Genomic DNA, 11,068 nt, shown 5'->3' with positions numbered 1-11,068 from the left:
TTAGCCGGCCGGCAGGCTGTTGGCGAAGGAGGCGCTGGACGCGGGCGCCGACTGGGTGACGGGCGCCTGGGACGCATCGCCGGCGACGGGTTCGATCTTGCCGTTCTTGGGCGTGACCTTGGAGCCCGGCTGAGCGGCGCGTTGCAGACCCGCGATGATGACGCGGTCAGTCGGGGCCAGGCCCGAGCGGACGACGCGCAAGCCCTGCACGATCGGGCCGAGCTGAACGGCCTTGTTCGTCACGGTGCCGTCGGCGTTGACCACGGCGACGGTGCGGCGGGCCTGATCGGTGCCGATGGCCGAATCCGGCACCAGCAGAGCGTCATAGGCGCCGGCGCCCGCGACCTGAGCGCTGCCGAACATGCCGGGGCGCAGGAAGCCGTCGGCGTTGGGCAGGATGGCGCGCAGACGGATCACGCCCGAGGCGGTGTCCACGGCGTTGTCCGAGAAGTCGAGACGGCCGGTGTGCTTGTAGGTGCTTTCGTCCTGCAGGCGCACATTGACGACTGCGCCCTGATTGGCGCCGCCCTGACGCAAGTATTTCAGCAGGACCGCTTCCGAGCCGTCGAAGACGAAGTGGATCGGGCCGCCCGAGATGATGGTGGTCAGGATGTCGCCGGCCGACGAACCGCCGGCGATGACATTGCCCGGATCGACGCGACGGTCGGACACGCGACCCGAGGTCGGCGCGGTGACGCGAGTGTATTCCAGGTTCAGACGCGCATTGCGGACGGCGGCGTTGCCGGCCGCCAGATTGGCCTGGGCCGCATCGACGGCCGCCTTGTTGGAATCATACTCGGCCTTGGAGACCGCCTGCGAGGCCAGCAGGGCCTCGCTGCGGGCCAGGTTGGCGCGGGCCAACGACAGCTGCGACTGAGCTTGGGCCACCTGGGCCTGAGCCTGGGCCAAGGCGGCCTGGGCCGGGCGCGGATCCAGAGTGAACAGCAGCTGGCCGCGCTGGACCATCTGACCGTCGCGGAAGTGGACCGCCTGGATATAGCCGCCAACGCGAGCGCGCACGTCCACGCTCTCGACCGCTTCGAAGCGCCCGGTGAACTCGTCCCAGTCCCGCACCTGCTGCTTCAGCGGCACAGCCACCGTCACGGGCGGCGCGCCTTGTGCGGGCGCCTCTGCCTTTGGGGAACAACCATAAAGCGCACCCGTCACCATGACGGATACCGCCGCAATCTTCAGCCCGCGCATCTGCGCATCTCCCTGTCGGAGGTAAATCCCTGTCGTGCGGACAGAGGCCGATGGGGAGTCGGCCTTGTCAACGCGTGGTGACTTAATGGTCGGAGCCGTGGCGCTTGTCAACAGGCGTTGACAAAGCCATATGTGATCTACGGTTATTGTCTGTGGAGTGTCATCACCTTGTTATGTCCCGGCCCACGCCCGAGAAACGCCGCCGCCACGCGCACGGCCATTCTCGATGCTGCGCGCGAGAGATTCGCGGCCGAGAGCTATGACGACGTGGGCATGCGCGACATCGCCCGCGATGTCGGCGTCGATGCGGCCCTGATCAGCCGCTACTTCGGCTCCAAGGACGATCTGTTCCTGGCCGCGCTGGATAGCTGCGGCGATGGCAGCGCCCTGATGCAGGGCGAAAAGGCCGACTTCGGCCGGCGCGTGGCGCACGAGATCGTCTTCGAACCCAAGAAGGCCGAAAAGCTGAAGGGCATGTCGATCATGCTGCGCTCCATCGGCTCGGCCAAGGCGTCGGAGATGGTTCAGAACACCTGCACCCAGCGGTTCTTCGGCCCGCTGGAGGAATGGCTGAGCGGGCCGGACGCCACGGTCCGCGCGCGTCTCCTGGCCGGCTTCATCATGGGCATGTCGGTCAGTCGCGAACTGGGCGGCGGCAGCTTCAACATCGAACCCGCCCAATGCGAGGAGATGCGCGACCGCCTGGCGCCCATTCTTCAGTCGCTGATCGACGGCTGACCCCATCGCCGAAATGAAAAAAGGCGCGGAGGCTGACCTCCGCGCCCTTTATCTTGTCTGACGACCGGCTCAGTGCGAGGCGGTCGAGGTCACTTCGGTCCGCGCCTTCGTGCGGATGCAGCCGATGGCGAAGATGGTCAGGCCGACGTAGCCCAGCATCGGCACGATGAAGGCGGGCTGAAGCTTGCCGGCCGCATCGGCGATATGCGCCGCGACTTGGGGCAGCAGGGCGCCGCCGATGATGCCGAACACCAGCAGGCCCGACGTCGCCGAAGTCGGAGCGGTCGAGCGCTCCAGCGTCAAGGTGAAGATGGTGGGGAACATGATCGAGTTGAACAGGCCGATCGACAGGACGGCGTAGGCCGCCGTCGGCCCGCCGATCTGGCTGACGGTCAGGCACAGCACCGCCGCCGCGACGGTGCAGCAGGCCAGGACGAGGCCGGGGCGCACCTTGGTCAGGACGGCCGAACCGATGAAGCGGCCGACCATGGCGCCGCCCCAATACAGGGCCACCATCTTCCCCGCCGTCTCGATGGGAGCGTTCAGGATGTCGGGGCTTTCCAGGAAGTTGGTCAGCATGCCGCCGATGGCGACTTCGGAACCGACGTAGAGGAAGATGGCCAGGGCGCCGAACACGGCCCACGGCGACGACAGGGCCTTCAGCGGCGAAACCGCATTGTGCGATTCAGGCGCCGCCGCATTGATCTTCTTGCGCGCCGTGAAGATGAAGACGGCGATCAAGGCGAAGAAGGCCCCCATGCCCAGGAAGGCCATGTCGATGCTGCGCAACGACTGGGTGCGGGTTGCAGCGGTGACCACAGCGCCAGCGGCGAAGACGCCGCCCGTCAGCAGGACGTGCGAGCCCAGCCAGGGGCCGACGGTCGTACCCAGCGAGTTGAAGGCCTGCGACAGGTTCAGTCGGCTGGAAGCGCCTTTGGGGTTGCCCAGTTCGGCGACCAGCGGGTTGGCCGCGACCTGCAGCAGGGTCACGCCCGAGGCGATGACGAACAGGGCGATCAGCACGCCGGGATACCAGTCGGCGGCGGTGGCGGCTGGCACGATCAGGCAGCCCGCGACCATGACGATCAGGGCGCCGATGATCGAGCGGCTGTAACCCAGCTTGCTGAGCACCGAGGCGGCCGGCAGGGACATCAGCCCGTAAGCGATGAACCAGGCGAAGGTGGTCAGGAAGGCCTCGGCGTTGTTCAGGTCGAACACCCGCTTCACCGCCGCGATCAGCGGATCGATCAGCGAGGTGGCGAAGCCCCAGGCGAAGAACAGCGTGGTGACATAGGCGAAGGCCAGGCCTGCACCCTGGCGTTTTCCGGCGTCCGGAACGGTCATGAATGATCCCCCAGTGAAATCGAACGGCCGCGCTGTGGTCGCGCGGTTCTCATCCTGCTTGGTTCGGCCATCGCGAAAGGCGCGTCCAGCCGAAAAGCGTACTCTGTAACGAAACTTTTCCGCCGCGCCGGGTCGCAGGCAAAGAAAAGGGCCGCCTCGCGAACGCGGCGGCCCAAGTTTGCTCAGAAGAGAGGGGAAATCAGAACTTGTAGTTCAGCCCGACCGCGAAGGTGCGGCCGTAGTGCTGATAGTCGATGGTCCGGCGCTCATCGCCGTTCTCGAAGGTCTTGAACGGCTCGTCGGTCAGGTTGTTGACCTGAGCCAGAACCGACAGGCCTTCCAGCGGACCGGACTGGAACTCATAGCCGACCTGGGCGTCGACGACCGTTTCAGCGGCCACCGAACGCAGGGTGCGGCCGTTGCCGAAGCCGGCGACCTCGCCCAGGTAATCCGAGCGATAACGGGCCGAAATCCGCGACTGGAAGCCATAGCGCTCGTAGTAGAGCGAGCCGTTGATCACGTTTTCCGACAGACCCGGCAGAGCGGTCGGGGCCTGGGTCGGATCGGGCTGGACTTCGCTGTCCGTGGTCGAAGCGCTGAACTGGGCGCCGAAACCTTCCAGGGCAGGATGGAAGATGTCGAACGGCGCCGAGATCGAAAGCTCAAGACCCTTGATCCAGCCGCCTTCGCCGTTGTCAGGCGCGCCGACCAGGCCTTGGCGCAAGGCCGGCTCGGGGTTTGTCGGCGAAATCACGCCGATCGGATAGCCGGTGAAGTCGAAGATCTGATTGCGATTAAAGACGTAGCTTTCCAGGTTCTTGTAGAAAGCCGCCAGCGAAATGTAGCCCTTGCGGTTGGCGAAATACTTCTCGAACGACACGTCGATCACGTCCGCGATGTACGGCCGCAGTTCCGGGTTGCCGCCGCCGCCGCCCCAGGGGGAACGGTTGATGTCGGTCGATTGGGCCAAGCTGGGGTTATAGCTGTAGTTTCGCGAGGCGCGCATATCGTCCATGCGCGGACGGGCCAGGGTGCGCGAAACCGCTAGACGCGCGAACATGTCCTCGCCGGTTTCCAGGATGAAGTTCGCGCTAGGCAAAATCTCCAGATATTCGTCGCCACCCGTCACCGCGATGGTCTCGGAGACGCCCGGTCCGACCTGCCGCGCCGAGAAGCCGCTGGAGCTTTGGTCGGTATAGACGAACTGCATGCCGACGTTGCCGGTCAGGGCTCGGCCGAACAGGTTGTGATCGATGTTGGCGCGGACGTAGGCGGTCGAGACCTTTTCCGTCACTTCCCAGTTGCCTGCGGTGACGTCGGCGTTCGGGTTGCGGACGCGGTTCAGCGCGCCACTGTTGACCAGGCCGAGAGCGTCGTAGCTCAGCACGGCGCTGATGCCGAGATAGCCAAGGTCGGTCGGGTCCAGCAGGAAGGCCGAAGGAACGGTCAAATCGCCGCCGCCGGGGACGCCGAGATAGAACTGATCGTTGACGAAGCTCTTCTGACGCTCGGTATAGTTGGCGCCGAAGTCGATCGACTTAAACGGGCTCTGGTGCAGTTGGCGCGTTACGGAGAAGCGAGCCGCCTTGATCTCGTCTTCGATGGAGGGCGTGTTCATATAGCCTGCCTGACCGCCCGGAATGACGTCGCCGCCCCAGCCTTGCGGGCTGGTGATCTTGATCAGGTTCGGATCGGCGTAGTTCAGACGGCTGGTGAAGCGGGTGACGCCATAGTCGGTCAGTTCAAAGCCCAGAGTGTCCAGCGCGCCATTGATGTTGCGGCCGGTGCCGGCGTTGGTTTCCAGGATGATGTCGTTGCGCTCGACCTTCGAATAGCTGAGGTCCAGGTTCGCCGACCAGTCGTCGCTGAGCGTGAACTCGGTGTTCCAGCCCAAGGCGGTGATGTTGCTGTCGCGCTTGTTCAGGTCGTTGCGGACCACGCCCTTGATGTTGTCCCAGGTGCCGGCGACGATGAGGCCGTCTTCGGCAGTGTAGCCGGGACGCAGCGACGGCGCCGGACGGCAGACCGCCGACGGGACGTTCACGGTGCAATCACCAGAGGAACCACCCCACGCCAGCGGGAATTCGATGCCGCGAAGGACCTGGGTGTTCTTGAACTCGGAATAGAAGGCGTCGATCGTCGAGTGGATGCGATCGTTCGGGCGCCATTCCAGCACGCCCATATAGCCGTCGCGCTCCAGCTCCGACGACATCACATAGGGCTTCACGCCGCCGGTCAGCAGGTTGCCGTCCGTGTAGTTGGGATAGCCCCAGGCGTTGAAGCGCTCCGACTGATAGGGCGAGCTCATGTGGGCATAGCCCAGGGCCACGCCCAGGGTGCCGTCCAGGAATTGGTCGATGTAGGAGATGGTGTAGCGGTCGCCGTTGTCGGTCGTGCCCGAGTTCAGGGCGCCGATCTCGTTCCACTCGTGGCGGTAGTTCATGGCGATGGCCTGGCGGCCGTAGGCCAGCGGGCGAACGGTGCGCAGGTCGACAGTGCCGCCTAGGCCCTGGCCGATCAGGGCCGCGTCCGGGGTCTTGTAGACGACGACGCTGTTCAGCAGTTCGGCGGGGAACTGGTCGAACTCGACGCCGCGGTTGTCGCCGGTGGTGACCAGTTCGCGCCCGTTCAGCAGGGCGGTGGTGAAGTCGGGGCCCAAGCCACGGATGGAGATCGCCTGGCTGCGGCCGTCGAGGCGCTGCATCGTCACGCCCGGCAGGCGCGCAAGGGATTCGGCGATCGAGACATCCGGCAGCTTGCCGATGTCTTCGGCCGAGATGACTTCGACGATCGAGGTGTTGTTGGCCTTGGCGTTGATCGCGGCTTCGATCGAACGGCGAATGCCGGTGACGACGATTTCGCCGACTTCGGTGGCTTGGTCGTCGGCCTGCGCCGTCGTGGCGGGCGCGGTTTGTGCGTGGGCCGAGCCGACCGCCATCAGGGCGGCGGCGCCGAAGGCGACGCCGGATAGCAGGCGCGCGCGCCGGTTGAGACGTTGGAACATGGTCATCCTCCCTGGGGCTGACCGCGATTCTGAACGTCGCGATCTGAAGCCGTCGCAAAAGTATGCAAATCTTTGGGAATGTTGCAAGCAGTTAATGCAGAGGTCTGATTTCCGTCGCACTTCAAGCCGGCTTAGAGGCCGTCGGCACGTGCGAATTTGCCGCTTCTCGCCATTTCCGTGACGCATTGCAGCAATTCAGCGACGCGTTGACAGCCTCGCACATTGCTGCAAAATCTTGCAAATCGATCTGGAAGGCTTTGCACTTTCCAGACGCAAGGGAGTGAGCGTCATGGCGAGGGGAACCCCCAGAAGGGCCGGGCTGCACGCGGCGATGGCGGCGGCGGCTCTGCTGAGCGGCTTTGCAACGCCGGCTGCGGCGGAAACACGCCAGGCCGAAGACGCCCTGTCAGCCCTGCGTCAACGCCTGCCTCAGGACGAGGTAATCTACTTCCTGCTGCCGGATCGCTTCGCCAATGGCGATGCCACGAACGACCACGGCGGTTACGCCGCCGACCGGCTGAAGAGTGGGTTCGATCCGGCCGATACCGATTTCTATCATGGCGGCGACCTGGCGGGCGTGACCCAACAGCTGGACTATATCCATGGCCTCGGCGCGACGGCGGTCTGGCTGGCGCCCGTGTTCAAGAACAAGCCGGTGCAGAGCCACGGCGACTACACCGGCGCGGCGCACCACGGCTATTGGATCACCGACTTCACCGCCGTCGATCCGCACTTCGGCGACGAGGCGGCGATGCGCGCTCTGGTTCAGGCGGCCCATGCGCGCGGGATGAAGGTCTATCTGGACATCGTCGCCAACCACACCGCCGACGTCATCCAGCATCGCGAATGCCCGGAGGGTCGCTGCGCCTATCGCAGCCGCGCCGACTATCCCTACACCCGTCGCGGCGGCGTCGACGGTGCGCCGATCAATGAGGGCTTTGACGGTCGCGACTTCTCGCGCCTGACCCAGCCCGACTACGCCTACACCCCCTATGTCCCGGCGGGCGAGGAGAACGCCAAGGTTCCGGCCTGGCTTAACGACCCGATCCACTATCATAACCGGGGCGAGAGCACCTTCACCGGCGAAAGCAGCCTGGACGGGGACTTCGCCGGGCTGGACGACCTGCTGACCGAGGACTTGGTGGTCATCCAGGGCATGATCGACATCTTCGGCGGCTGGATCGACAAATACGGGATCGACGGCTTCCGCATAGACACCGCCCGTCATGTGAACCCGGGCTTCTGGCAGGCCTTCATCCCCGCCATGATCGCCCGCGCCGAAGCCAAGGGCATTCCGAACTTCCACATCTTCGGCGAGGTCTATGATCCCGATCCGGCGGTGACGGCTCGGTTCACGCGGGTCGACGGCTATCCGGCGGTGCTGGACTTCCCGTTCCAGAAGCAGGCGACCGATGTGGCGGCCGGCAAGGTCGGGACCGACGCCCTGGCCAAGCTGTTCGACGCCGACACGATCTATGACAAGGGCGCCGAGACCGCCGCCATCCTGCCGACCTTCCTCGGCAACCATGACATGGGCCGGGTCGGCTTCTTCGTGAAACAGGCCAATCCGAACGCCGACGACGCCGAGGTGCTGGCGCGCATCAGACTGGCCCATGCCCTGATGATGTTCAGCCGGGGCGTGCCCACGCTCTATTACGGGGATGAACAGGGCTTCGCCGGCGCGGGCGGATACGGAAACTCGCGCCAGGACATGTGGCCCAGCCGCACGCCGGTCTATGCGAACGAGACGCCCGTTGGCGGTCGCCAGCCAGCCTATTCCACGGACGCGCCCCTCTACCAGGCGATCGCAGAGATGACCCGCATCCGCGCCGCAGAGCCGGCCCTGCGACGCGGCCGTCAGGTCGTGCGCGCCTATGGTGACAAGCCCGGTCTGTTCGCCCTGTCGCGCGTCGGCGAGGACGGATCGGAGATCCTGGCCCTGTTCAACAGCTCGACTACGCCCGTCGCTGCTCAAGTCGAGGTGGAGCCCGGTTCAATGCGGTGGCAAGCTCTGCGCGGCGATTGCGCACCCGAATCCTCCGCACCCGCCAGCGTCGCCGTTCGCGTGCCCCCCCTCGATTACCTCGTCTGCAAGAGCGTGCCGTGACTGCCCTGCCCCTCGATCTTTCCGCGGCTGACGCCGCCCCCGCATTGGCTCACGATTGGTGGCGCGGCGCGGTGCTGTATCAGATCTATCCGCGCAGCTTCGCCGACTCCAATGACGACGGCGTCGGCGATCTGAAGGGGATCACCCAGCACCTCGACCACGTCGCCTCTCTAGGCGTCGACGGCATCTGGCTGTCGCCCTTCTTCACATCGCCGATGAAGGACTTTGGCTACGACGTGTCGGACTATTGCGACGTCGATCCGATCTTCGGCACGTTGGCCGACTTCGACGCTCTGATCGCGCGCGCCCATTCCCTGGGGCTGAAGGTCGTCATCGATCAGGTGTTTTCGCACACCTCGGACGAACATCCCTGGTTCACCGACAGCCGCGCCAGCCGAAACGGCGACCACGCCGACTGGTATGTCTGGGCCGACGCCAAGCCGGACGGCTCGCCGCCCTCGAACTGGCAGTCGGTGTTCGGCGGCCCGGCCTGGACTTGGGACGCGCGGCGCGGCCAGTACTACATGCACAACTTCCTGGCCTCTCAGCCGCAGTTGAACGTCAGGAACCCGGCGGTTCAGGACGCCCTGATCTCGGCGGCGCGGTTCTGGCTGGATCGGGGGGTGGACGGCTTCCGTCTGGACGCCATCAACTTCGCCATCCATGACCCGTCCCTGCGCGACAATCCGCCGATCCAAGACGGCAAGAAGCGCACGCGGCCGTTCGATTTCCAGGACAAGATTTACAATCAGTCCCACCCTGACATCATCGGCTTCTTGAACCGCATCCGCGCCCTGACCGACAGCTATGAAGGCCGGTTCACGGTGGCGGAGGTCGGCGGTGATCACGCCGATCGCGAGATGAAGGAATTCACCGCCGGGAACGACCGTCTGCACTCGGCCTACGGCTTCCTCTATCTCTACGCCGATACGCTGAAGAGCGAACTGATCGGCGTGGGCGATGGTATGTGGCCGGATCAGCAGGGCGAGGGCTGGCCGTCCTGGACCTTCTCCAACCACGATGCGCCGCGCGCAGTGTCGCGTTGGGCCAAGGGCCGGGACGAGAAGGCCTTCTCGGAAATGGCCCTGCTGCTGCTGATGTGCCTGCGCGGCAATGTCTTCGTCTATCAGGGCGAAGAGTTGGGCCTGCCTCAGGCCGAGGTGCCGTTTGAGCGGCTGGTCGATCCCGAGGCCATCGCCAACTGGCCTGAGACTCTGGGCCGCGACGGCGCCCGCACGCCGATCCCCTGGGTGGCCTCGGCGCCCAACGCCGGCTTCTCGACTGTGGAGCCCTGGCTGCCGGTCGATCCGCGCCATCTGTCGCTGGCCGTGGATGCGCAGGAGGCGGACCCGACCTCGATCCTGCACGCCGCGCGCCGCATCATCGCCCTGCGTCAGGCCCATCCGGCGCTGCGGACCGGAGGGCTGGAGATCGAGAGCGCGGGCGATCTGGTGGTCTTCCGCCGGTTCGAACGGGCCGAGGGCGGCGAGCGTCTGCTGTGCGTGTTCAACCTGGGCTTTGAGGCTGTGGACTGGTCTGCGCCTGCCGGTGCGCGCCGGATCGCGGCGGTCAACTGGACTGAGGTGGACGGATCGACGTTGAGGCCGCTGGCCGGCCTGATCTTCGCCGACGCCGGATGACGGGGTCAGCCGCCGCAGGTCTCGCGAACGATCAGCTCGGTCGGAACGCGCTCGGAACGGCCTGCTGCGGCGCCGCCGTGATCCAGCAGTTTGGACACCATCAACCGGCCGGCCTTCATCGTGTCCTGGGCGATGGTGCTGAGCGCCGGGCGCGAGTAGCGGCTGAACGGCACATTGTCGAAACCGATGACCGAGACCTGGCCCGGCACCTCGACGCCGGCGTGCAGCAGCGCCCTTACGGCTCCGAGCGCGATCTGATCGGACGCAGCCACGACGCCATCGAAATCCAGCCCGCGTCGGATCAGGGCGTCCACGGCGGCCTCGGCGGATTCGACCTCGAAATGCGCAGGCACGATCAGGTCGGCGTCCACGTCCAGCCCGCTCTGGCTCAAGGCGTCCAGATAGCCGCGATGCCGCTGCATGGCCTCGGGCGGATCCAGATCGCCCAGGAAGACGATGCGCTTTCGCCCCAGCCGCGCCAGATGCAACGTCGCGCGGCGCCCGCCCGAGATGTTGTCCGATCCGATGGAGCAATAGTCCTGATCAGGCAGTTCGGCGCCCCAGACGACGAAACGATGATCGGCGTCGACCAGCCGGTTGAAGGCCGAGTGCAGGCTGGATTGGCCCAGGAAGATCACGCCGTCCGCCCGGCTGGTGTTCAGCGCGGCCGACAGCTCGTCATAGTTGGCGGGCGAGATATGGCTCATCAGCAGGTCGCAGCCGCGTTCGCGCGCCGCCTCGCCCACCCCAGCCAGAAGCTCCAAGAAGAAGGGGTCGCTGAGGCGCCCTTCGCGCCCCTGTGGACGCGGCACCACCAGGGCGATGGTGCCCTGGGCGCCGATCGGGCCGGCGGGCATATGGCGGCGGAACGGATAGTCGTGTTCCTTGGCCAGCTTCCAGATCGTCTGTTTGGTGCGATCGTTGACGGCGGGGCTGTCGTTCAGGGCGCGCGAGGCGGTGGCGATGGACACGCCGGCCAGGCGCGCGATGTCTTCCAGACGGGTTGTCTTGCGGCTCAAGGTCGCGGGTCCT

7 protein-coding genes are annotated in these 11,068 nt (G+C 65.8%); 3 read left to right on the top strand and 4 right to left on the bottom strand.

Annotation, left to right across the window (positions count from 1 at the left end; genetic code table 11):
- Window positions 1–1,203 carry an efflux RND transporter periplasmic adaptor subunit gene (locus E4341_RS05115; RefSeq protein WP_055803768.1) on the bottom strand — a complete coding sequence of 401 codons (1,203 nt, stop codon included), beginning with the start codon at window positions 1,201–1,203 and terminating at the stop codon, window positions 1–3.
- A gap of 132 nt (window positions 1,204–1,335) precedes the next feature.
- Between E4341_RS05115 and E4341_RS05110 the strand changes: the two genes are divergently transcribed.
- Complete coding sequence (locus E4341_RS05110; protein WP_240893620.1) at window positions 1,336–1,941, top strand: TetR/AcrR family transcriptional regulator; 606 nt, start codon at window positions 1,336–1,338, stop codon at window positions 1,939–1,941.
- Window positions 1,942–2,010: 69 nt separating this feature from the next.
- Here the strand turns inward: E4341_RS05110 and E4341_RS05105 are convergent, their stop codons facing one another.
- Window positions 2,011–3,285 carry a sugar MFS transporter gene (locus E4341_RS05105; protein WP_165115663.1) on the bottom strand — a complete coding sequence of 425 codons (1,275 nt, stop codon included), beginning with the start codon at window positions 3,283–3,285 and terminating at the stop codon, window positions 2,011–2,013.
- A gap of 199 nt (window positions 3,286–3,484) precedes the next feature.
- A complete protein-coding gene (locus tag E4341_RS05100) occupies window positions 3,485–6,289 on the bottom strand; it encodes a TonB-dependent receptor (RefSeq protein WP_205751364.1) in 2,805 nt (934 codons plus the stop codon).
- A 289-nt stretch (window positions 6,290–6,578) separates the two neighbouring features.
- Here E4341_RS05100 and E4341_RS05095 point away from each other — a divergent pair, with 289 nt between their 5' ends.
- Both E4341_RS05095 and E4341_RS05090 read left to right on the top strand, forming a co-directional pair.
- Window positions 6,579–8,396, top strand: coding sequence for an alpha-amylase family glycosyl hydrolase (locus E4341_RS05095; protein ID WP_205751363.1), 1,818 nt, complete (start codon window positions 6,579–6,581; stop codon window positions 8,394–8,396).
- A complete protein-coding gene (locus tag E4341_RS05090; RefSeq protein ID WP_240893619.1) occupies window positions 8,393–10,036 on the top strand; it encodes an alpha-amylase family glycosyl hydrolase in 1,644 nt (547 codons plus the stop codon). The genes E4341_RS05095 and E4341_RS05090 overlap by 4 nt, the downstream gene beginning before the upstream one ends.
- Before the next feature lie 5 nt (window positions 10,037–10,041).
- Here the strand turns inward: E4341_RS05090 and E4341_RS05085 are convergent, their stop codons facing one another.
- On the bottom strand, window positions 10,042–11,055 hold the full coding sequence (locus E4341_RS05085) for a LacI family DNA-binding transcriptional regulator (protein WP_017505134.1): 1,014 nt from the start codon (window positions 11,053–11,055) through the stop codon (window positions 10,042–10,044).
- Window positions 11,056–11,068: the final 13 nt, after the last annotated feature.

The sequence above is a fragment of the Brevundimonas sp. 'scallop' genome (assembly GCF_011045535.1).
Taxonomy (GTDB): domain Bacteria; phylum Pseudomonadota; class Alphaproteobacteria; order Caulobacterales; family Caulobacteraceae; genus Brevundimonas; species Brevundimonas vesicularis.
Note: the sequence above shows the minus strand (reverse complement) of the source record. Positions and strands in the feature narration are given on the sequence as shown.

Bases quoted from the DNA above. Each gene is read 5' to 3' on its own strand.
- E4341_RS05115 (WP_055803768.1), bottom strand. From the start codon at position 1,203: ATGCGCGGGCTGAAGATTGCGGCGGTATCCGTCATGGTGACGGGTGCG.
- E4341_RS05105 (WP_165115663.1), bottom strand. From the start codon at position 3,285: ATGACCGTTCCGGACGCCGGAAAACGCCAGGGTGCAGGCCTGGCCTTC.
- E4341_RS05100 (WP_205751364.1), bottom strand. From the start codon at position 6,289: ATGTTCCAACGTCTCAACCGGCGCGCGCGCCTGCTATCCGGCGTCGCC.
- E4341_RS05095 (WP_205751363.1), top strand. From the start codon at position 6,579: ATGGCGAGGGGAACCCCCAGAAGGGCCGGGCTGCACGCGGCGATGGCG.